General features: G+C 70.6%; 15 protein-coding genes. 6 read left to right on the top strand and 9 right to left on the bottom strand.

Annotated features, from left to right (window positions below; all coding sequences use genetic code 11):
* Window positions 1–9 precede the first annotated feature (9 nt).
* Window positions 10–228: a hypothetical protein gene (locus F6W97_RS15170; RefSeq protein WP_155370974.1), complete on the top strand. Its 219-nt coding sequence runs from the start codon at window positions 10–12 to the stop codon at window positions 226–228.
* Here the strand turns inward: F6W97_RS15170 and F6W97_RS15165 are convergent.
* The 3 genes from F6W97_RS15165 to F6W97_RS15155 form a co-directional block, all read right to left on the bottom strand.
* The gene (locus F6W97_RS15165; protein ID WP_155370973.1) at window positions 225–3,221 is read right to left on the bottom strand and encodes an AfsR/SARP family transcriptional regulator; all 2,997 of its coding nucleotides are present in this window, start codon (window positions 3,219–3,221) and stop codon (window positions 225–227) included. The two genes, F6W97_RS15170 and F6W97_RS15165, sit on opposite strands and share 4 nt — an antisense overlap.
* A 259-nt stretch (window positions 3,222–3,480) precedes the next feature.
* Window positions 3,481–4,122 (bottom strand): HAD family hydrolase, encoded by a 642-nt coding sequence (locus F6W97_RS15160; protein ID WP_155370972.1) that lies wholly within the window; start codon window positions 4,120–4,122, stop codon window positions 3,481–3,483.
* A gap of 97 nt (window positions 4,123–4,219) precedes the next feature.
* Entirely contained in the window at window positions 4,220–4,918 is a 699-nt protein-coding gene (locus F6W97_RS15155; protein ID WP_155370971.1) for a copper homeostasis protein CutC, read from the bottom strand.
* 195 nt (window positions 4,919–5,113) lie between these two features.
* Here F6W97_RS15155 and F6W97_RS15150 point away from each other — a divergent pair, with 195 nt between their 5' ends.
* The gene (locus tag F6W97_RS15150; RefSeq protein WP_155370970.1) at window positions 5,114–6,631 is read left to right on the top strand and encodes an RICIN domain-containing protein; all 1,518 of its coding nucleotides are present in this window, start codon (window positions 5,114–5,116) and stop codon (window positions 6,629–6,631) included.
* 49 nt (window positions 6,632–6,680) lie between these two features.
* Here the strand turns inward: F6W97_RS15150 and F6W97_RS15145 are convergent, their stop codons facing one another.
* The gene (locus F6W97_RS15145) at window positions 6,681–8,045 is read right to left on the bottom strand and encodes an RICIN domain-containing protein (protein ID WP_155370969.1); all 1,365 of its coding nucleotides are present in this window, start codon (window positions 8,043–8,045) and stop codon (window positions 6,681–6,683) included.
* A gap of 271 nt (window positions 8,046–8,316) precedes the next feature.
* Between F6W97_RS15145 and F6W97_RS15140 the strand changes: the two genes are divergently transcribed.
* Together F6W97_RS15140 and F6W97_RS15135 are read left to right on the top strand one after the other, a co-directional pair.
* A complete protein-coding gene (locus tag F6W97_RS15140; RefSeq protein WP_155370968.1) occupies window positions 8,317–9,774 on the top strand; it encodes a M81 family metallopeptidase in 1,458 nt (485 codons plus the stop codon).
* 107 nt (window positions 9,775–9,881) lie between these two features.
* Window positions 9,882–10,316, top strand: coding sequence for a hypothetical protein (locus F6W97_RS15135; protein ID WP_155370967.1), 435 nt, complete (start codon window positions 9,882–9,884; stop codon window positions 10,314–10,316).
* 147 nt (window positions 10,317–10,463) lie between these two features.
* Here the strand turns inward: F6W97_RS15135 and F6W97_RS15130 are convergent, their stop codons facing one another.
* Window positions 10,464–13,898 (bottom strand): discoidin domain-containing protein, encoded by a 3,435-nt coding sequence (locus F6W97_RS15130; protein ID WP_155370966.1) that lies wholly within the window; start codon window positions 13,896–13,898, stop codon window positions 10,464–10,466.
* A 367-nt stretch (window positions 13,899–14,265) separates the two neighbouring features.
* Between F6W97_RS15130 and F6W97_RS15125 the strand changes: the two genes are divergently transcribed.
* Window positions 14,266–14,820 (top strand): snapalysin family zinc-dependent metalloprotease, encoded by a 555-nt coding sequence (locus F6W97_RS15125; protein ID WP_155370965.1) that lies wholly within the window; start codon window positions 14,266–14,268, stop codon window positions 14,818–14,820.
* A 99-nt stretch (window positions 14,821–14,919) separates the two neighbouring features.
* Here F6W97_RS15125 and F6W97_RS15120 read toward each other — a convergent pair whose 3' ends face one another.
* Genes F6W97_RS15120 through F6W97_RS15105 form a run of 4 tightly spaced genes read right to left on the bottom strand, consistent with a single transcriptional unit; the run spans window position 14,920 to window position 20,317 of the window.
* The gene (locus F6W97_RS15120) at window positions 14,920–16,407 is read right to left on the bottom strand and encodes a GH39 family glycosyl hydrolase (RefSeq protein ID WP_155370964.1); all 1,488 of its coding nucleotides are present in this window, start codon (window positions 16,405–16,407) and stop codon (window positions 14,920–14,922) included.
* On the bottom strand, window positions 16,404–17,507 hold the full coding sequence (locus F6W97_RS15115; protein ID WP_155370963.1) for a glycoside hydrolase family 26 protein: 1,104 nt from the start codon (window positions 17,505–17,507) through the stop codon (window positions 16,404–16,406). The genes F6W97_RS15120 and F6W97_RS15115 overlap by 4 nt, the downstream gene beginning before the upstream one ends.
* Window positions 17,508–17,517: 10 nt before the next feature.
* Window positions 17,518–18,846: a glycosyltransferase family 2 protein gene (locus F6W97_RS15110; protein ID WP_155370962.1), complete on the bottom strand. Its 1,329-nt coding sequence runs from the start codon at window positions 18,844–18,846 to the stop codon at window positions 17,518–17,520.
* A 40-nt stretch (window positions 18,847–18,886) separates the two neighbouring features.
* On the bottom strand, window positions 18,887–20,317 hold the full coding sequence (locus F6W97_RS15105; RefSeq protein ID WP_196279156.1) for a glycosyltransferase family 39 protein: 1,431 nt from the start codon (window positions 20,315–20,317) through the stop codon (window positions 18,887–18,889).
* A gap of 446 nt (window positions 20,318–20,763) precedes the next feature.
* Between F6W97_RS15105 and F6W97_RS15100 the strand changes: the two genes are divergently transcribed.
* Window positions 20,764–21,084, top strand: a complete 321-nt coding sequence (locus tag F6W97_RS15100; RefSeq protein ID WP_155370960.1) for a hypothetical protein — start codon at window positions 20,764–20,766, stop codon at window positions 21,082–21,084.
* Window positions 21,085–21,149 lie beyond the last annotated feature (65 nt).

The following is a 21,149-nucleotide window of genomic DNA, read 5'->3' as shown; positions in this document are numbered from 1 at the left end:
AGGTTGAACATGAAGAGGATGCTCGAAACGCTGGGCGAACGCATGCTCGGCGCCGTGGTGCCCAAGGCCGAAGCGGCTGCGGCGACCTGCAGCCCGAACTCCGCCTGGTGGGCCGGCTACTGCTACTGCAGCGGCGGCCGTCCCTACTACTACCGCTGCAAGTGCAACAGCAGCGGCAGCTCGTACACCTGCACCTGCACGTACCGTGCCGGAGTCGGCACCTGCTAGCACCCCGACAACCCGGTGACGGCCCCGCCGCGCAACAGGATCAGGTCGTCACCGGGCCGGCTGGCGGCCCCGGCCATCAGCGCCCGACCGCGCTCGGCGTGCCCGGCGGCCGGGCCGGGCTGCCGCAGCTCGGCCCACAGCAGGCCCAGCAGCAGTGCGGCGACACCCTGCGCCCAGCTGTCACGCAGCTCGGCGCAGACCTGCTCGGCGGCGGCCACGTCGGCGATCGCGTCGGCCGTGCGGCCCAGGCCGTGCAACGCGTCCGCCCGCCACAGCAGCGCCCGCCAGGTGTAGGTGCGCACCCCCGCGTCGTGGCAGCGGGCCAGCGCGTCGGTCAGCTGCCCGACGGCCGCCTCGTGCCGGCCCTGCAGCACCGACACCTTTCCCAGGCCGTACACGCTGATCGCCTCGCCGATCAGGTCACCGGCCGCGCGGCGCAGCGCGAGCGCCTGCCGGAACTGCTCCGCCGCCTCGGTGTGCCGGCCGAGGTGGCACAGGACCGCGGCGCACTCGTTGCGGGCGATGCCCTCCCCCACCGGCATGGCCAGCCGCGCATGCAGCGCCGCGCTGCGTTCCAGCGCCGCCAGCGCCCGCCCCGGGTCGCCCGCGCGCAGGTGCGCTATGCCCAGGTGCGACAGGCAGCCGGCCATGCCCTGCTCGTCGCCGTCCTCGCGCCGGATGCGCAGCACCTCGTACAGGTGCTCCAGCGCCTGTGCGCCCCTGCCGCGCTCGGAGTGCACCACGGCCAGCGCGACCCGCGACGCCGCCTCGGCCCGCCGGTCGCCGGCCTCGATCGTCGGGCCGAGCGACAGCTCCGCCAGCTCCGCCAGCTCGTCCCAGTAGGCGTTGGTGGCCAGGTAGTGGTACATCGCCGCCATCAGCCGCGGCAGGTAGCGCGTCGCCGTGGGACCGTGCTCGACGGCCTGGCGGGCCAGCGCGAAGATGCTGTCCCGCTCGTGGGTCCACCAGGCCAGCGCCGCCGCCGCGTCGGCCGGTTCCGCCGGCCGCACCGCGGGCGCCCCGGCGACCTGCTCGTCGTCGTTGACGGGCATCGGCCGGATCAGCTGACGGGCCCGCAGGCTGGACGCGAGATACCAGGCCAGGGCCCGTTCCAGGGTTTGCGCCCGGTCGGCGGCCGGCACCGCGCCCGCGGCCAGCTCCGCCGCGTACAGCCGGACCAGGTCGTGCATCCGATGCCGACCCGACTCGTCGGGTTCCAGCAGGCTCGCCTGCAGCAGCCGCCCCAGCGCCTCGTCCGCGTCGGCCGCGGGCAGGCCCAGCACGGCCGCGGCCAGCGACGCGGTCAGGGTCGTCAGCCGCAGCACGCCCAGCAGCAGGAGCAGCCGGCCCGCGTGCCTGCCGGGCGCGTCGGCGGCGCGGGCCAGCTCGCCGACGCTGACCTCCAGGCTGGAGCGCACGGCCAGATCCGAGAAGGCCAGCGTGTCCAGCCGCCGCCGCTCGTCGGCGAGCTGCGCCACGAGCGTGGCCGGGGTCCAGTCCGGGCGCACGGCCAGCCGGGCCCCGGCGATCCGCAGCGCCAGCGGCAGGCGGTCGCACAGCCCCACCAGCTGCCGGAGCCGCTCCGGCGCGGCCAGCGCACGCTCGGCGCCGATGACCGCGCCCAGCAGGTCCATCGCGGGCTGCTCGGCGAGCGGGCCCAGCCGCAGGTGGCTGACCTCGTCCAGGGCGGCCAGGTGCCGCCTGCCGGTGATGACGACGGCGCAGCCGCCGACCGCGGCCAGCACCGCCCGCAGCTGCGCCTCGTCGACGGCGTTGTCCAGCACCAGGATCATGCGGCGTCCGGCAAGCACGGCACGGCACCGGTCCGCGGCGTCCTGCGCGCCGGCGGGGATCCGGTCACCTGGCACCCCGAGTGCGCGCAGCAGCCGGCGCAGGATGTCGGCGGGTTCCGCCGGCGGCAACCCGACGGCGGCCCCGTGCAGGTCGAGATAGAGCTGCCCGGCCGGAAAATCGCGGGCCAGCAGGTGCGCGGCGTGGACGGCCAGCGCAGACTTGCCGACCCCGCCCGGCCCGTACACCGCGACGACCTGCGCGCCGTCGCCCGCCCGTACGGCCGCCAGCAGCCGGGCCAGTTCGGCATCCCGCCCGACCAGGAAGACGACGTCGCGAGGCAGGTCGCGTGGCACGCCGACGTCCCCGGCCGCGGACCCGGCGGGACCCGCTCCGCCCGGCCGGCCGGTGACCTCGGCCGGGGACGGAGCAGTCTCGGCGCCGCCCGGGGCGGGTTCGCGGTGCAGCACCGCCCGGTGCGCCCGCGCCAGCTCCGGGCCGGGGTCCACGCCGAGCTCGTCGGCGAACACCTCACGCGCCTTGCCGTACGCCGCGAGCGCGGCAGCGGTGTCCCCGGCCGCGTACAGGCCGCTGACCAGCAGGGTCCACAGGCGCTCGCGCAGCGGATGGGCCGCGGTGAGCCGGCGCAGCTCGGCGACGACCGCCGCCGTCTCGCCCTGGCGCAGCCGCACGTCCAGCCACGCCTCGACGGTGCTGAGCCGCTGCTCGTCGAGCGCTTCGAGAGCGACGCCGAGCCCCTGCGGGAAACGGGGCACGTCTTGGGCGGCCGGTCCGGTCCACAGTGCGAGCGCCCGGCCGAAGTGCTCGACGGCGCGGGCCGCCGCCCCGTCGGCGGCGGCCTTGTGGCCGGCGTCGACCTCGCGTTCGAAGACCAGCGCGTCGAGCGCGTCGTCGGCGACCTCGACCAGGTAACCCGTGGGCCGGCCGACCACCGGGGACGCGCCGGTGGCCTGGCTGAGCGCGGCCCGCAGCCGGGACGCGTAGGTGCGCAGGTTCGCGACCGCCGACGCGGGCGGCGGACCCTCCCAGAGCGCGGCGATGAGCCGGTCGAGCGGGACCACCGTGTTGGGCTCCAGCAGCAGGGCTGCCAGCAGGGCGCGCTGCTTCGACGAACCCGGGCTCAACGTCGAACCGCCCGCCTGCACCGCCACCGGACCGAGGATGCGGAACTGCAGATCCATGGCTTCCTTACGCGGGGTGACCGGCGGCGGGGTCGACGGCTACGGCGACCGGGCGCAGCCGAAGCGTCGTCGACCATCGATCTCATCAGGAGTCGGCCGCAACAGCAAGCGCCCTCCGCGCCCATGCCTGCGCGACCGTCGTCGCGCTGCTCGGCGCGGACCGCCGGTTCCCAGGTCTGCCTGCGCGACGTCACCGGGCTGCTGACGACAAAGTGTGGAGTCGGCGTCCGGCGAAGAGCCGGCGGTGCCGCGATGCCCGTCAGCTCGCTTCCAGGATGATGTCCTGCAGTTCACGCAGAGCTTCGACCCGATACCTCGCCTGCGAGAAGTCTTGTGCTTTCGTGAATTCGTTATGGACGATGACACAGTCGACACCGGCCGCCACGGCCGAGTTCAGCCCTCTGGATGAATCCTCCACGACGAGTGTCTCTTCTCTGGTGGCGCCGAAGCGCTGCAAGCCGGTCAGGTATGGCTCCGGGTGCGGCTTGGCGAGTCTGTAGTCTTCGCGGACAAGAACGAAGTCCATGAATCGCGTGAGTTGGCGCTTTTCGTGGATGAGTTCGAAGTCCGCACGTTTTGCAGTCGTCACGACGGCCATGCGGACGTGTTTCGACAGTTCTGCAAGCGCTTCGGCGACGCCCTCGATCTCGATGGCCTCTGTTCTGAGATATTCCTGGTAGTAACCGTCACGAACCCCACGTAGCCTGCTGATGGTCTGTTCATCGACACCTGTCGCCCTGGCTTGCGCCCAGGTGCCCGATCCCTGGTTCATGTGCCGCAGGTAGCGATCCTTGTCCAACGCCAATCCGATGTCCGCCAGGGCGCGTTCTCCGGCTTTGTAGTACCAGAATTCGGTGTCCACCAGAACGCCGTCATGATCGAAGAGCAGGTACTTCCTCACCGTCTGATCCTTTCCGGCAGCCACGGCAGCCGTGTCATCGGCGGCATCTGCCGGGCACGTCGCGGCCACAGTCGATCCGCGGAGCTGGTGGGAAGGGTCACGCTGCGCGGGCGGCGTCCACGACCCGGCGTACCTCGGCGGCGTCGGTGGCCTCGCGGCCGTCGCGCAGCACCGGTGCCCGCAGGTGCACCTCCTGTGCCCCGGTCTGGGCGAGCACCAGCCTGACGTTGTGCGATCGGATGCCGCCCGCGGCGATGACGCGCAGCCGGTCGCCGGCCCGCTGCCGTAGCGCAGCCAGCCGCGCGGCGCCGTCCAGCGCGGTGCGGGCCGCGCCGGAGGTGAGGACCGCGTCCGCGCCGAGCTCGATGATCTGCTCAAGCGCCGTGAACTGGTCGGGCACCTCGTCGAACGCCTTGTGCACGGTGACCGGCAGCGGCCCGGCCGCCTCGATCAGGCGGCGCAGGACGGCGAGGTCGAGTTCCGCGCCGTCGGTGACGGCGCCGACGACGACGCCGAGCGCGAGCCCGTGCGGGTTGGGCAGGGCGCGGATCGCGGCGATGTCGGCGAGCATGACCTGTTCCTCCAGCTCGCCGACCCGGAAGTCGCCGCCGCGGGGCCGGACCATGATCCGTACGCCCGCGGTGCGCAGCGAGCGGAGGGCGATCTCGACAGCCCCCAGGCTCGGAGTCGTGCCGCCCTGGCCGAGATCGGCGCACAGTTCCAGCCGGTCGGCTCCGGCCGCCTCCGCCACCAGCGCGGTCGGCACGTCGCTCACGCAGATCTCCACCGTGGTCACGGAAGAAATGTAGCGCCAAGATCCGGAGGCGGCGAAGGCCCCGGTAGTCGGCGAGCCGTCGATCCGGGTGCGGAGTTCGACTCTGAGCGCTCCTGAACGTATCGGATCAAGTCATGGCGTCCGATGCCTCGCTTCCGTTACCGATGTAACACCGACGACATCAGCCTGCGAGGGCGTTCAGATGATGGGACCTTCATGACACGGATCAAGTCGCCTGACGGCTACGCATCAGGACCGTCGAGCAGTGCCCGGTCATCGCACCGGCTGCTGACCGCACTCGTGGCGACCGCGCTGGCGGCGATGGCGAGCATCGTCGTCTTCGCCGCGCCGGCCCAGGCCGCCACCCGCCAGTTCCGCGGCATGAACTGGGCCGTGCTGGGCGACAACTTCAGCACCGGCCTGCTCGTCGTGCAGGGCCTGAGCCAGTCCGACAGCAATGCCACCGTGCGGGCCAAGGCCAACGCCGTCTACGACGACCTGGCCTCCACGATGGGGGTCAACACGGTCCGGCTGCCCATCAACACCCACACCGTGGCCAACACGACCTGGTGGAACGCCTACCGCGGCGCCATCGACGCCGCCACCGAGCGCGGCTTCAAAGTCATCCTCGCCTACTGGGAGGACGGGGCCGCCTCCGGTGGAAAGATCACGAACCTGGCCGCGTGGAACACGATGTGGTCCAGCGTGACCAACACGTACGGCTCGAACACCAACGTCTACTTCGAGCCGATGAACGAGCCGCACGGGTACACCTCGGTGGACTGGCGCAACGTCGCGGCGAACTGGCTCGGCTACCACACTTCGGCTGTGCCGAGCCGGGTGCTCATCGGCGGCACCGGCTACAGCCAGGATCTGCGCGACATCTGCAACGACAGCCGCTTCAACGCCACCCTGCTGTCCTTCCACCACTACGCCTTCTTCTACAGCGCGATGACCTACGACGCCTTCCGCAGCCACATCCAGACGCGCCTGGGCAACTGCGCCTCCCGGGCGGTGGCCACCGAGTTCGGGGGGCCGATGTCCACCGGCCTCGACTACGGCGACGCGAACAGCACCGACAACTTCGTCCGCCACATCCGGGCCATGGCCCAGGTGATGCGGGACAACCAGATGGGCGGCACCTACTGGCCCGCGCTCGGCGGCAAACCCGGCACCATCGGCTACGACTGGTACTCGATGTTCGCCCTGAGCGGCAGCGGCACCAACCTCAACCTGACCGTGCGCAACGCCTCCGGCGCGGACCGGATCCGGTACGCCTGGGGCGACACCGTCGGCGACTCCACGCCGCAGCCGACGACGTTCTACCGGGTCAACGTGCGCCACAGCGGGAAGGCCATGGACGTCCAGTCACCGAACACCGACAACGGCGCGCGCGTCGGCCAGTACACCTACGGCGGCAACGCCTGGCAGCAGTGGCAGTTCTCCGACGCCGGCAGTGGCTACTGGCGCATCGTCAGCCGGCACAGCGGAAAGTGTCTCGACGTGGTGAGCGCTTCCACGGCCGACGGCGCCGAACTCGTCCAGTACACCTGCGGCACCGGCGCCAACCAGCAGTTCCAGATGGTCGCCAACGGCAGCTACTTCCAGCTCCGGGCCCGGCACAGTGGCAAATGCGTGGACGTGCCGGCCGCGTCGACCGCGGACGGCGTGATCCTCAAGCAGTACACGTGCAACACCGGCACCAACCAGCAGTGGTCGCGTACGGCCGTCTGACGGTCATCCCGGCGGGGGCGTCGTCGCCGACGCCCCCGCCGGAGTTCTGCTACGGCTGGGCCACCAACCGGAACGACTGAGCCCCGGTGCCGTTGCAGGTGTACTGCACCAGCTGCACGCTGTCGGCGGTGGCGGCGCCCGGGACGTCCAGGCACTTGCCACTGTGCACGGACACGAAGTGGTAGTAGCCGCCGCCTTCGGCCACCGGTGTCCACTGCTGGTTTCCGCCGCCGCCGTACGCCCACAGGTGCACGAGCGCGTTGTCCGCGGCCGACACCCCGCTGACGTCGATGACCTGGGCGGCGTTGTTCCGGTTGTTGATGCGCACGTTGCTGCCGGCGGTGGGCTGGAACAGGTACTGCTGGGCGTTGGAGTTGTTGCACGTGTACTGCTGGATGGCGGTGCCGTTGGCGGTGCCCGAAGCACGGGCGTCGACACACTTGCCGCTGGTCTTGTTGACGATGCTGTACCAGGTCGTGGCGGAGATCGGCCCGCCGCCGCCCGGTTCGGGGCAGCTGCCACCCGTGCCGACGGCGTCCACGTGCGTGGTCCCCGAACTCCGGTAGGCGTTGACCCGGGTGCGCGCGACATCGCCCGAGATCACCTCGTTGCCGGCGAAGTAGAGCCAGTCCACCTGCTGGATGTACGTGCTGCGGCCGCCCGTGTGGCCGGAGCTGTCGATGAACCACAGGTTGTAGTTGATAGACATCGGCGTCTCGGGATAGAACCTGTCGCCGTGGTCGGCGACCAGCACGCCGTCGATGAAGTACTTGACCCGGCCGCCGCTGACCTGTGCCACCAGATCGTGCCAGCCGTCATAGCTGCGCCGCTGGACGGCGTGCACGTTGTCGGCGATCCACGGGTCGGGCTGATAGGTCTCCCACGTGGTCTCGAAGAACGCCGGGCCGGTCTCGCCCCATCCCCCGTTCGCCAGGTACTCGAAGTCGATCTCGCCGTAGCTCGGATCCATCGAGTAGGCCAGCGGGGTGATCGTGAAGAAGGTCTCCACGATGCGGTCGCCGTCGTTGCCAGCCACCGGCGCGTCGGTGAAGCGGACCCGGCTGGCATAGGTGCCCTCGAAGAACTTCCGCTGGTGGTAGATCTCCGTCTGCGCCGTGCCGGCGCCGGTGCCGTCGGTGTAGGCCGACAGTTGGAGGACCTTCTGCCCGTCCGCGACCGGGAACGTCACGTTGGCGGGCAGCCATGAGGCGCCGGGTATGCCCGGTCCCCCGCCGCCGCTGCGGACCGTCCAGTGACGCGCCGCCAGGGCGGGATCGGCCGAAGAGCTGTACTGGAAATCGTCGAACAGGACGCTGCAGCTGGCGGCAGCCGCGGGTTGGGGTGCGGCGACGCTGACCAGCCCTGCGGCGATCAGCAGAACGGCCGCGCTCGAGGCGGCGGGTTTTCGGAACACGAGGACCTCCCAGGGACGGTGAGAGTAATGTTCACGCTCATATTGAGACAGTGAAAATTATGACTGCATCGTCGCGCCAGTCAAGAGTTTTTAGACGAGAACACGCTCTCCGCAATTCGCGGTCATCCCAGCAGACAGCGGTGAAAGCGCTCTCCGACGGCGCTCGAGCCGAGGGACACCCTCCGGGATTCGGCGAGTTTCCGCAGGTTACGGTCTAAGAACGGACGATCACGGCAGGACGCCGTGCCAACCTGCTAGGAGCCGACCGACCATGTCCCGCCCCCTGCGCATCGCCATCGGCGGCATCCACATCGAATCAAGCACGTTCACACCGCACCTGAGCAGGGCCGACGACTTCGAAGTCACCCGGGGCGACGCGCTGCTGGCACGGTACGAATGGTTCGGGCGGCCGTGGGCCGCCGACGTCGAGTGGATCCCGCTCGTGCACGCCCGCGCCCTGCCCGGCGGCGCGGTCGAGGCGGCGGCATACGAGACCTGGGCAGCCGAGATCGTGCAGCGCCTGGCCGCGGCGGGCCCGCTGGACGGCATGCTGGTCGACTTCCACGGGGCGATGAGCGTCGTCGGGCGCGACGACGCCGAGGGCGACCTGATCACCGCGATCCGGTCGGCGCTCGGGCCGCAGCCGTACGTGTCCGCGGCGATGGACCTGCACGGCAATGTGTCCCGGGTGCTGTTCGACGCCTGCGACCTGCTCACCTGCTACCGGACCGCCCCGCACGTCGACGTGTGGGAGACCCGCGAGCGCGCCGCCCGCAACCTGGTCGCGGCGCTGCGCCGGGGGCAGCGGCCGCACAAGGCCCTGGTCCACGTGCCGGTCCTGCTGCCGGGCGAGATGACCAGCACCCGCGAGGACCCGGCGCGGAGCCTCTACGCACAGGTGCCGGAGATCGAGTCCCGCGACGGCATCGTCGACGCGGCGATCTGGGTCGGGTACGCCTGGGCCGACCAGCCGCGCTGCCAGGGCGCGGTCGTGGTCACCGGCACCGACGCCACGGCGGCCGCAGACGCGGCCCGCGAGCTGGGTGAGCGGTTCTGGGCGGCCCGCGACGACTTCGCGTTCGCCGCCCCGACCGGCTCGATGGACGAGTGCCTCGACACCGCCCTGGCCGCCGACCCGGCCCGGCGGCCGTTCTTCGTCAGCGACTCCGGTGACAACCCGGGGGCCGGCGGCGCGGACGACGTCACCTTCGCGCTGGAGCGCCTGCTGGCGCGGCCCGAGATCCGCGACGGCGCGCGCCGCGCCGTGTTCGCCTCGCTGGTGGATCCGCAGGCGGTCGCGCAGATCGCCGACCAGCCGGTCGGCTCGCCGGTGCGGGTGACCGCCGGTGGGCGCATCGACCCGCGCGACCCGGGCCCGCTGCGGCTCGACGGGGTCCTGGAGGCGGTGGCCGACGACCCCGACGGCGGGCGGTGCGTCAGCGTTCGCATCGGCGGGCTCAGCGTGTTCGTCACGTCACGGCGGATGCAGTACCGGCTGCTGGAGTCGTACACCCGGCTGGGCGTCGCGGTCGACGCGGTGGACGTCGTGGTGGTGAAGATCGGCTACCTGGAGCCCGAGCTGTTCGACGCGGCAGGCGACTGGCTGCTCGCGCTGACCCCGGGCGGGGTCGACCAGGACCTGGCGCGGCTGCCGTACCGCCACCTTGTGCGGCCGATGTTTCCGCTGGATCGTGGCTTCACCGCGGACCTGAACGTCGTGCGCGGGTGATCACGAAGCGGCTGAGACGGAACCCGGGGACGCCGCGGCCGCGTCTCACGGGAATGCTGACCCGACTTCAGGCTGTCGCGCTGACGGCCGCGGCGTGCCTGACTGCCATGACGGCCGGGTGCGCGACCGGCCCCGCACCGTCCGCTGCCGGGCCGGGCTCGTCCCCGGCTGCCGCCCCGGACACCGCGCCGTCCGCCGACGGCGACGCCGCGGTCTGGGACCTCGCGCCAGGTCAGACGCTCACCGCGTCGTCGACCCGGTTCACCGCGCTGGTCTCGCGGCTGGGCTGCAACGACGGCGTGACCGGGCAGGTGCTGACACCGCAGCTCCGGTTGAGCGAGTCGGAGATCGTGGTGACCTTCAGCGTGGCGCCGAAGCAGACCGGCGCTGCGTCGTGCCCGGGCAACAACCAGGTCCCGTACGAGGTCGACCTGGGTACGCCGCTGCGGAACCGGGTGCTGTCCGACGGCCGCTGCCTGCCGGGCGAGGCGGCCGCGACCACGGCTTTCTGCATCGACGGGGCGACCCGGTTCAGGCCGTGACGGGCCGGGCAGTGGCACGCCGTCAACCTCGGCCGGGTGGGCGGCCTCGGCACCGACACGTGGCATACGCAAGCCCTGATGCGGGACACCGAAGAGCCGGCCCGGATGCGCGCATCCGGGCCGGCTCGGTCGTTCATGACGTACGGGTCAGACCGCCGGCTCCACCCAGATGTTGCGGTAGAACAGGTTGGCTCCCGGGTCGCCGTGGTCCTGGAACCGCAGCGGACCGGGCGCCGAGGTCTCCGCGGCGCCGTTGCCGGTGGGCCCGTTGATCTCGGCGTTGTTGATGACGGTGACACCGTTCCAGACGACCGTGACGCGGGCGTTCTCGGTCTTGGTGGTGCCGCTGTACCGGGCCGCGCGGAACGTGACCTCGTACGTCTGCCAGGTCTCCGGCGCCGTGGCCGCGTTGACCGACGGGGCGATCTTCTCGTAGATCGCACCGCACTCGTTGTTGGCCGGGGTGGTGTCCCCGAACGAGTCCAGCACCTGCAGTTCGTAGCGGTCCTGCAGGTAGATGCCGCTGTTGGCCCGTTGCTGGCCGGTGACGTCGATCGGCAGGTTGGGCAGCCAGAACTCGGCGTGCAGCTTGAAGTCGCCGAACGCCTGCTTGGACTTGATGTCGCCGCCGAGGACCTCCACGCCGCCGTTGCCCAGCGGCCAGGTGACCGGGGTGCCGTTGGAGTGCTGGAAGTTGTTCATGTTGGTGCCGTCGAACAGCACGATCCGGGTCGGCTGCGTCGTCGTGCCGTACGCCTCGAACTCGTAGATCCGGGCCGCACCGTTGCCGTCACTGGCCGGCGTGGTGATGTTGAGCCGGATGTACCGTGCCTGGGCCGCGGTGAAGTTGTGCGTGGTGATGCTGGCCGTGTTGGCGGTGACGGTCGCGACCGTGGTCCAGCTGGTGCCGTTGGTGGACAGCTGGAGGTTGAAGTCGCGGGTGTTCCAGGCCGTGTTCTCGCCGCCTGCCCCGGCGTGCCGGACGACCAGCTGGCTGACCGTCTGCGCCGAACCGAGGTCGACCTGCAGCCACTTGGTCGCGCCCAGCGAGCACCACTTGTCGGTGGTGCCGCCCGAGACGCTGCCGTTGACCGCCTGGGCCGGGCCTTCGGCCGCGGCGCACGAGCTGTCCGCGGTCGCCGGCTTGCCGACGGCGAGGTTGCCCGCCGGCGGCGCGGTGGTCCCGTAGGCCTCGAACTCGTAGATGCGGGCCGCCAGGTTGCCGGTGGTGCCGCCGGTGGTGACGTTCAGCCGGATGTATCTGGCCTGCGTCGCGGTGATGTTGTGCGTGGTGGTGCTGGCCGTGTTCGCGGTGACGGTCGCCGCGGTGGTCCAGCTCGTGCCGTTCGTCGACGTCTGGATGTTGAAGTCCCGGGTGTTCAACCCGACCGCTTCCCCACCCGCGCCGGCGTGCTGGACGACGAACCGGTTGACGGTCTGCGTCGAGCCGAGGTCGACCTGCAGCCACTTGGTCGCGCCCAGCGAGCACCACTTGTCGGCGTTGCCGCCCGAGACGCTGCCGTTGACGGCCTGCGCCGGGCCTTCGGAGGTGGCGCAGGAGCTGTCCGCCGTGGCCGGCTTGTTCAGCGCCAGGTTGCTCGACGGGGCCTGGCCCGGGATGTTGTTGAGGGTGTACCAGACCTCGGTGTTCCACAGCGACTGGCCGTTGCTGGAGCCGAACGGCTTCGGCGAGCGGATGTGCACGACCCGGCCGGCCTTGAGCCCGTTGATCACCAGGGTGACCTTCTTGCCGTCGGCGGACAGGGTGGCCGACGACACCGACAGCGTCTCCTCGTCGATCTTCGGGCCGCCGTAGGCCGCCGTCGGGACGTAGCGCCACTGCTTCACCCGGTACTTGGTGGCCAGGTTGGTGGCGGTCGCCGCCGACACCGGCTGGGTGTACTCGATCTCGAAGCCGTTGGACAGGGCCTTCATGTTCAGCATGTCGAAGGCGTTGCCGCCGTTGGGGGCGAGTTTCTGCAGGCCGAAGTTGAGCTTGCCGGTCTGGCCCCAGTTGCCGCCGCCGCCGATGCCGCCGACGTAGATCGCGCCGTCCGGGCCGACGTTGACCTCGGAGATACCGGCTTCCAGGCCCTGCGTCATGCGGAACAGGGCGCCCTGGTACTCACCGTTGATCTTCTCCACCGCGGCGCGCTGCAGGCCGCCGTAGGTGACGTCGCCGATGACGAACTGCCCGGCGTACAGGCCGCTGGTCATGTACTTCGGGGTGCTCGGCGAGTTGCCGATCTCGTTCTGCGGCAGCCAGATCACCGGCGGGGTGACCGGGGCGCTGTCGAACGGGCCGGCCGGGTTCAGGTAGTGGTTGAAGAAGCGGCCCTGCTTGATGTGCACCAGCTTGGAGGCCGGCTGCCAGCCGCCCTGGTTGTCGGTGACGAACAGGCCGTTCTCCGGGCCCCAGCCGATGCCGTGCGGGGTCCGCAGGCCGCCGGCGACGTACGTCCACGCGCCGGTGTCCTTGTTGATCTTGATGGTGGTGCCGCGGTTGCCCACCTTCTGCGGGTTGGTGGTGTTGCCGCCGTAGTCGATGCCCACCGACAGGTTGAGGTAGAAGAACCCGGCGTCGTACATCAGGCCGAACGCGAACTCGTGGAACGTGCCGCCGTAGGGCCAGGTCGCGACCTGCTGGTACTGGTCGGTGACCTCGTCGCCGTTGGTGTCCACCAGCCTGGTCAGCCGCATCTTCTCCGAGACGTAGATGACCCCGTCGACGATCTTCAGGCCCATCGGCTCCTTCAGGTTGCTGGCGACCCGCTTGGTGGTCACCGCGCCCGGGGTGGTGTTGCCGCCGGTGTTGCCCAGGATCCAGACCTCACCGGCCTGCGAGGTGCCGGAGTCGTTGGTGCCACCCCAGGTGCAGATGACCAGGCGGCCGTCGGCCAGCCAGTCCATGCCGGTGACCCGCGGCTCGAAGCCGGCCGGGCGCAGGTTGGTAAGGGTGAAGTTCGGGTGCACCGAGGTCAGCGGCAGGCCGTCGCCCGGCGAGTCGCCGGTGCCTTCGCACTCCTTGCGGCCCGGGGCGGTGACCCGCACGACGCCGGCGTCGGTGCTGAGCACCGAGTTCGGCACGGTCACGAACGTGGTCGAGCCGGGCGTCTGCCACTGCAGCGTCAGCTGCTGGCCGCCGCCGGCCTCGAAGAAGTCGATGCGCAGCGCGTGGTAGCCGGTGGTCAGCGTGACCGCGCCGTCCTTGGCCGTAGCGCCGTGCAGTCCGTCGTGGTTGATGACCACGTTGTCATCGATCAGCAGGCGGGAGCCGTCGTCGCTGATCAGGCGGAAGTTGTAACTACCGGCGGTGGGGATGTTCACGTACCCCAGGGCCTGGGTGTAGAAGTTGTCTTCAAGGCCGAACTGGGCGGACGTGGTCCAGTCGATCGTCGACATGAGCTTGTCGATGTTGGGGGTCTGCGCGGGCTTGAGGTTGCAGAGGGCGCTCAGCGCGACCTGCAGGTCGAAAGTCCGCAGCGTGATACCGGGTGTCTGCGGGGGCGGGGCCGCGGCCGCGGCGGTGGCGGGCAGCCACCCGGCGGCGGCGACGACCGCTGTGGTGAGGGCGCTCGCCATAGTCAGGCGCGCCCATCGGGACGGAGCGAACACTTTTCCTCCAGTGTGAGCGGGGACCGCTGCGCACCGTTCACAGACGTGGCAACCCGCTCTCAGCGGCGTGCCAGGACATGGGACCGATGCGTTGTCTGTCCTGAAGCGACCTGGCACGCCGATGCCTGGTGTAGACACCTTAGGATTCTTTTTTATAGATGTACAGATGTACTTGAGGTTCAGTCACAACTTTCGACGATCGTGGCAAAAGTACTGAGACGCAGCTCGGCAGCCCGGCGCGGTGAGCCGCCTCGCCCGGGCGGCGCCGCGCAGCAGCATGCCGAAATTTCATGTACACATTGAAATGTTTGATGGTGTGCGTGAAGGTGTCTGCATGAGATCTCACCTCGCGCGGATCGCGGCGGCCACCCTTGCCGCCATCGCGATGACCCTGTCCACCCAGCTTCTCGGCAGCGGCACCGCCACCGCGGCACCCGCGCCCGCCGCCGTACGGGTGCTCTACTACGACGCGAGCCAGGCCGCCGAATTCGTCAACGCCGTGCACCAGGGCGCGGCCAACTGGAACGCCCGGGTCAGCAACGTACGCCTGGAACGGTGGACTTCCGGTCGCCCGCTGAACATCCGCGTCTACGCCGACAACAACTGGCCGCGCGCCTACGTCAACTCCCTGGGCAACGGCACCATCTACATGGGCCGCCAGGCGACCGCCGAGGGCCACAACCCCACGCGCATCGCAGCCCACGAACTCGGCCACATCCTCGGCCTGCCCGACCGGCGGACCGGCGTCTGCTCCGAGCTGATGTCCGGCAGCAGCGCCGGCACCTCCTGCACCAGCGCCTTCCCCAACGCCCAGGAGATCACCAAGGTCAACAACCTGTTCGCGAGCGGCGCGCTGGTCACCGCCGGCTGGCGCCACGACGGCGCCTGACCGGTAGCGCCTCCTGGCGGCCGCCCCGGCCCACAGCGGGGACGCACGGGCAGCCGCGCGTCCCCGCTGCCGACACCCCGGCAGCGGCGACGGGCAGCGTCAGCGCGGTGTGATCACGACCAGCGCGGAGGCGTTGGGGCCCAGCTCGACGGTGACCGTGAGCCGTTCACCGGCCCGCTGCGAGGTGTCGGCGACCCGTTCCAGGCGGCCGTCCGGTGCTCCGGCGGTGACGTTGCTGTGCCGGCGGTCGACGAGATACACCTCCACGCGCACGTCGCGGCCCCGCAGCGCCGGCGGCAGGCCCCCGATCTGCACGGCGGCGACCTCACGGGACGACTGGGGACGGCGGTCCGTCCAGGTGTAGTTGGTCAGCATCACCGCGGCGCTGCCGGCATCGGCCGTGGCCCACGCGTGCACGCCGCGTCCGTCCCGCGGCTTCGGCGCGACGGTGCTGGGCACCAGCCGCTCGCGCAGCATCCGCTGCATCGCCACGACGTTGTAGTAGGGCGTGACGGCACTGTCGGAGCCCTCGACGAACATCGACTTGCGGTCGTTGGTGGGATGGTCGAACAGCCAGTGCATCGGCATGTTCAGCCCCCACGTCGCGTAGGTGTTGCCCAGCACCGCGGCGGCCGCCGACTGGGTCAACATGTCCTCGTCGAACGTGGTGCCGCTGTTGGCGCCGGGGAACACGCCGAGCTCGGTGACGTAGACCGGGAGGTCGGGCAGGCCGAGGTCGGTCAGCATCTGCTGGACCTCACGCTTCTCGCCCGCGACCGAGGCAGGGTTCGTCCGGGCCTTGTACTGGTGGTACGACACGAAGTCCAGCCGCTTGGCCGGGTCGGTGTCGGCGGCGTAGCGGGCGAGGAAGTCGCGGATGAACGGCTTGTCGAAGTAGTAGGTCACCGGTCCGCCGACCTTCAGCGGCACCTGCGGCCGCAGCTCGGCGTTGACCCGGTTCACCGCCCGGTAGGCATGGGCGTACCAGCCGTAGTAGGTGTCCGCGTCCATCGCGCGCGGTGTGCCGGCCGGCTCGGGCCAGTCCCGGTCCGGCTCGTTGAAGACCTCGAGGAACTCGAAGGCCGGATACCGCTGCTTGTAGTGCCTGATGCCCTGGTAGATCGCCTCGGCGCAACGCTGCGGCGACGCGAGGTCCATGATCTGCTGGTCGCACTGGTTCAGGTTCAGGAACAGCCGCTGCGTGTACGACGACACCTGGTCCAGGTAGCCGTAGAGGGACCGGCCGTTGGGCGCGCGGTAGTCGAAGTCGTAGGTGTCCTTCGCCGGGTCGTAGTACCACTGCGCGCTGATCCAGGCGCGGGTCACCACCGGCGCGAGCTCGCGGACCCTGGCGACCTGCGCGTCGGTCAGCAGCTGCGCGTGGTCGGCTTGATTGTGGTAGCGGGCGGGGTTGTTGAACGCGCCGAGGTCGCCGGAGGCGTCGACGGCGACGGTCACGTCCGGTGCGACGGTCGGGCTCGGCGAAGCCGGCGGCGGCGTCGGCCCGGCCGGCGGCCGGGGCCGGCTGCACGCGGCCGGGCCGAGCGCCACCAGCAGCAGCGCGATCGCGATCCGGGTCCGGGTCACGGGGTCGGCGTCGCTGACGCGGCCGCGCCGGACGGGGGCGGCTCCGGTGTGATCGGCGGGGCCAGGGTGATCCGGTCGGCGCCGTTCTTGAAGGCGGTGGCGTACTCCTGGTTGTGGGAGAAGCGCCAGTCGGCGGAGCCGCCTTCCTCCTTGCTGTACTCGAACCAGACGAAGCCGGCGATGTCGCGGCGTTTGCCGAGCCAGGTGAAGAAGTTCTGGATCCACGCGGCCTTGGCGGCGCCGTGCTGCGCGCCGGTCTCGGTGATGACGATGGGCTTGTCGGTGAACGTGCGCATCTTCTTGATGGTCGGCTCGAACACGGCCGCGGCGGTGCGCTCGGTGACGGCGTACCCGACCATGCCGGCCCAGTCGACATAGTCGTCGCCGGGGTAGAGCGCCTTGAGCGCGACCTTGGGCACCGGGCGGATGATGTTCGGGCTCCACACCCAGATCACGTTGTTGGCGCCGACGCGCTGGAAGACGTCGTGGATGTGGCGCCAGGCGCGGACGTAGTCGCCCTTGCGGTTGCCCGAGCGGCGCTCCGACCAGGGGTACCAGTGGCCGTTCATCTCGTGCGCGAACCGGATGGCGACCGGCAGGCGGTTGTCGCGCACCCCGGTGGCGAACTCGGTGAGGTAAGCGTCGAACTCACCCTTGCTGATCTTGGCGAGGGCGAAGTCCGGCTGGTTCACCCCGGCGTCCGGACCTGCCCAGGGCTCCCAGGAGATCATCGGCAGGGCGCCGCGGTCGTACGCGGTGCGCACGGCGTCGGTCCGGAACGACTGCCGGAACTTCACGAAGTACTGCAGCAGCGTGGGCTGCTGCCCGGCGGCGGTCGCGATGCGGTTGATCTCGCCCCGCGAGAACGGCACCTGCGGCGCGCTCAGCCCGAACCGGGGTGCGCCCGGGGTCATCAGCTGTGCCTTGGTCGGGATGGCCGCTGCCAACGGGCCGGCGCTCGGGCGCGCCCCGCTGCCGCCGGTGGCACCGCCCGCGGCCTTGTCGATGCCCGTGATGGCCGGTGCCAGCACCCACGACGTCACCCCGACCAGCACCAGCGTCGTGACAGCCAGCCAGATCCAGCCGCGGGCGCGGCTCACGCTCTTGTGGTTAGACACCGATCATCACCGCGCCGTAGAGAAGGGCCGCACCGAGCAGGTAGGGCAGCAGGGCCAGAGGATTACGCCGGTCGGCGCGCTCGCCGCTGAAGCCGCCCGCACGCGTGCCCCAGCCGGAGTTGTGGGCCATCCGGAAGAAGCCCAGCACCCGGATGGGCATCAGCATCAGCGTATTGATCAGCATGAACGCGGGCAGGTACATCAGGTCGCGCGAGTGGCTGACGAAGTGTCGGCTGAACCGGATGGCCAGTGACAGCGCCGTCGTCGTCAGCGAGATGACGATGATCGTCGGGAGCAGGCGGGCGGGGCTGACGTCGTCGAGCGGCAGGCCGTCGTACAGGGCCAGCTTCGTGCCGGTCACCAGTGACTGGGCCCACGAGATGAACGCGCCCACCAGCGCGAACGGGATGAGGATGTCGGCCAGGTAGAACACGGCCAGCATCGGCGCGTGGCGGATCATCCACGGCAGCATCCGCATGGTGTTGTACTGCGAGCCCCGCGCCCACCGGTACTGCTGCTTGGCCAGCTTCTTGAGTTCCAGCGGCGCGTCGGTGTAGACCAGCGACGTCGACTGGTAGACGGTGCGGTAACCGGCCTTGAGCGCGTAGTTGGTCAGCGTGCGGTCGTCGCTGACCTCGAGGAAGACGCCGAGGAACTTCTCGGTCAGGAACGCCTGCATGCAGTCGACCAGGATCGACCGGCGGAACGCGATGGTGCGGCCGGGCAGGCACCCGACCGTGCCGAGCACGCTCATCGACGGCATCGAGTAGCTGTTGCGCACGTTCTCCAGCCAGTCGGCCCAGCGGGTCAGCCAGTTGCGGCCGGGGTCGAGGATGCGCTGCTGGGTGGTCACGCCGCCGACCCGGGGGTCGATGAAGGGCTTGACCAGTTCTTCGAGGGTGCCCCGGGTCCAGATCGTGTCCGAGTCGACCAGCACGGCGATGTCGCCGGTGGACAGCCCGATGCCGACCTGCAGCGCGTTGCGCTTGCCGGGGATGTCGGTCCAGACCCAGCGCACCCCGACATCGGTGCAGATGCGTTCCAAGTTGTTGTTGCGCGGCCCGTTGATCACGACCACGACCTCGGTCGGCTGCTGCTCCAGGATGCGCCCCAGCACGTCGCGGAACAGGTCCTCGGGCTCGTCGACGACCGGAATGATCACCGAGGTGGTGGTCCGGTACGGCGTCCGCCACGGCCGGTAGTGCCGGGACAGGACGACGCGGATCAGCCACAGCACCCAGATGACGAGCATGAGCAGGGTGAACAGGTACAGCTGTCCCGAGTTCATCCAGGACTTGATCTGGAGCAGAAACGCCAGCATTGCAGTTTCCCCGTGTGTTGCGTGTTCCCCGTGGATATGGTCAGCGAGCCACGGCCTGAACGACCGGCTTACGCGTCAGCAGCGCGATGGTGAAGCCGCCCTTGTGGACGACGTCGGCGATGTTGTACCTGGCGCGCAGCAGCGTCTCCTTGGCCGCGCCGATCTCCGCGAGCGGATCGTCGCGGGTGCCCAGGCGAAGCACCCACAACCGCTCCAGGTCGTCGAGGCAGGTGTCCAGCTGCGGGCACTCGGTGGCGGCCAGATGGCCGCCGGTGCGCGCGGGCTCGGCCAGGAACACGTCCGCCGGACGGTGCGGCACGGCCAGGTAGCGGGCGACGACGTCACGGGCGACCCGCTGGTCACCGCCGACGTTGCTGCCGAAGACGATGCCGTCGCTGAGGTCGGCGTGGCTCTCCAGGTACGCCGCGACCGACCGCGGGTTCTGCCCGTGTCCCGACTCGGTGCGCATGCCGACCTGGGCGCTCATGCCCACCGCCGCCACGGTCACGACCACGAGCACGCCGCGGACCACCCGGTCGCGCGCGCTCGTCACGGCCGCGAGCAGCACCCACGCCGGAACCGTGAAGAGCAGGTAGCGCGGCAGCCAGAGGTGCATGAACTGACCGGCGGCGAACAGCAGGACCGTCGGCACGACGGCGCATGCGGCGTAGACGAGGCCCGGATTGCGCATCGACAGCGCCAGCACGGCCAGGCCGAGCAGGATCCCGCCCACCAGCGCGCCTCCGGCCAGGCCCTGCGGCAGCTGGCCGAGCCGGTCCCAGCTCGCCAGGGGGATCCAGGAGATCTGCTCCTGCTGCCCGCGTCCCAGTAGCACGACCGGCACCACGGGCAGCACGCCGACGATCGCGGCGAGCAGCCACGGCAGGAACACCCGGCGCCGCTGCGCGAGAATGATCAAGCCGTGGGCGGCGAGGATCAGCAGGGCGACCAGGTGGCCGGCGCCGGTGGCCATCACGGCGAGGGCGTAGGCCGCATACCGCCACCAGCGGGGCCGGTCCATCAGACCGAGCAGCAGGTAGGTGCACAGCGTCGCGAAGAACAGCGCGATGGCGTACGGGCGGGCTTCCTGCGCGTAGCGGGAGGCCGCCGGCACCGCCACGAACAGCAGCCCGGCGACCAGGCCGAACCGCGGCGAGGCCAGGCGCGCGCCGATGGCGCCGATCAGCCCGGCCGCACCCGCCATCGCCACGATCGAGGGCAGCCGCAGCGCGAACTCCGAGGTGCCCGCCAACGCCGTCCAGCCGTGCATGAACGCGTAGTAGGGGGCGATGCTCGCCTCGGCGTGCTGCACGGTCTGCCACAGGTCCTGCCAGGACGCCGTCGCCATGCCCCAGGTGGCCAGCTCGTCGCCCCACAGGCCCGGCCAGGAGGCACGGACGGTGCCCACCACGGCCATGACGGTCAGCGGCAGCAGCCAGGCCAGCGCGCCGAGCGCCCGGCCGGTGGCCATCGGATCGTCGGCCGCGGGCGTGGTCGGAACCTCGGGTGCCCGGACGGTTGCGGCCTGCGCCGGGACTCGGGGGATGAGAACCGTCGCGTCGCTGTGCGAATCGCGGACTTGCGTGGAGGCGTCGGAAGACACGGAGGCGCGGCCTATCAAGATCGTCGGACGGTGGCCGCCGAAGGTTAACTGACTTTGCGGTTCGGCACGGACCCTCCGTACGGACACTGCCCCGCCTGAATCAGACTTTCGCGGAGGAAAGCCGTGATAGTCATCGGCTTCCATAACGTTCCGTGACCCATATCACCAAGGTCATTTCGCGTGCCGCGCATGAACACCGCCGGTCGGGGAACGGGCGATGGCCGCATGAGCGGCCCATACGGCGCCCGCCGCCGCGCCACCGGCATGGTCGGCTCCGTCATCGGGCTGGGCGTCGGCGTCACGCTGATGGGCCTGTGGCCGTCGCGATGACCCCGCTGGCCTTCGTCACCGCGCCGCTGATCGCCGACCGCCTCTTCACGCCGCTGCTCGCACCCGGTGGCGCGCTGACCGGCAGCGTGGGCGCGGTGCTCGGCGTCGGCCCCGGCCGCGGCATGGGCCTGCTGCTGGTCGCCGCGGGCGTGGCACTGGTGGTGCTCGGGATCGGCGGCCTGCGCTACCGGCCCCTGGCCCGGATGGAGGCCGCGCTGCCCCATGCCGTCGCGGGCGCGGAGATCCCGGAGGACCTGGACGGCGTACAGGCCGAAGCCGATCGTGCGGTGACGACGATCCGCTGACGTCGAACGCAGGCACCGCAGCGCGGCACGGATGTTGTCGTGGGCGTGGGCCTTGCCGGCGATGA

It is taken from the genome of Catellatospora vulcania, assembly GCF_009720385.1.
Lineage (GTDB): Bacteria > Actinomycetota > Actinomycetes > Mycobacteriales > Micromonosporaceae > Catellatospora > Catellatospora vulcania.
Note: the sequence above shows the minus strand (reverse complement) of the source record. Positions and strands in the feature narration are given on the sequence as shown.

Coding starts and splice junctions, on each gene's coding strand:
- F6W97_RS15170 (WP_155370974.1), top strand. CDS start 10: ATGAAGAGGATGCTCGAAACGCTGGGCGAACGCATGCTCGGCGCCGTG.
- F6W97_RS15165 (WP_155370973.1), bottom strand. CDS start 3,221: ATGGATCTGCAGTTCCGCATCCTCGGTCCGGTGGCGGTGCAGGCGGGC.
- F6W97_RS15150 (WP_155370970.1), top strand. CDS start 5,114: ATGACACGGATCAAGTCGCCTGACGGCTACGCATCAGGACCGTCGAGC.
- F6W97_RS15140 (WP_155370968.1), top strand. CDS start 8,317: ATGTCCCGCCCCCTGCGCATCGCCATCGGCGGCATCCACATCGAATCA.
- F6W97_RS15135 (WP_155370967.1), top strand. CDS start 9,882: ATGACGGCCGGGTGCGCGACCGGCCCCGCACCGTCCGCTGCCGGGCCG.
- F6W97_RS15130 (WP_155370966.1), bottom strand. CDS start 13,898: ATGGCGAGCGCCCTCACCACAGCGGTCGTCGCCGCCGCCGGGTGGCTG.
- F6W97_RS15125 (WP_155370965.1), top strand. CDS start 14,266: ATGAGATCTCACCTCGCGCGGATCGCGGCGGCCACCCTTGCCGCCATC.
- F6W97_RS15110 (WP_155370962.1), bottom strand. CDS start 18,846: ATGCTGGCGTTTCTGCTCCAGATCAAGTCCTGGATGAACTCGGGACAG.
- F6W97_RS15105 (WP_196279156.1), bottom strand. CDS start 20,317: ATGGCCACCGGCCGGGCGCTCGGCGCGCTGGCCTGGCTGCTGCCGCTG.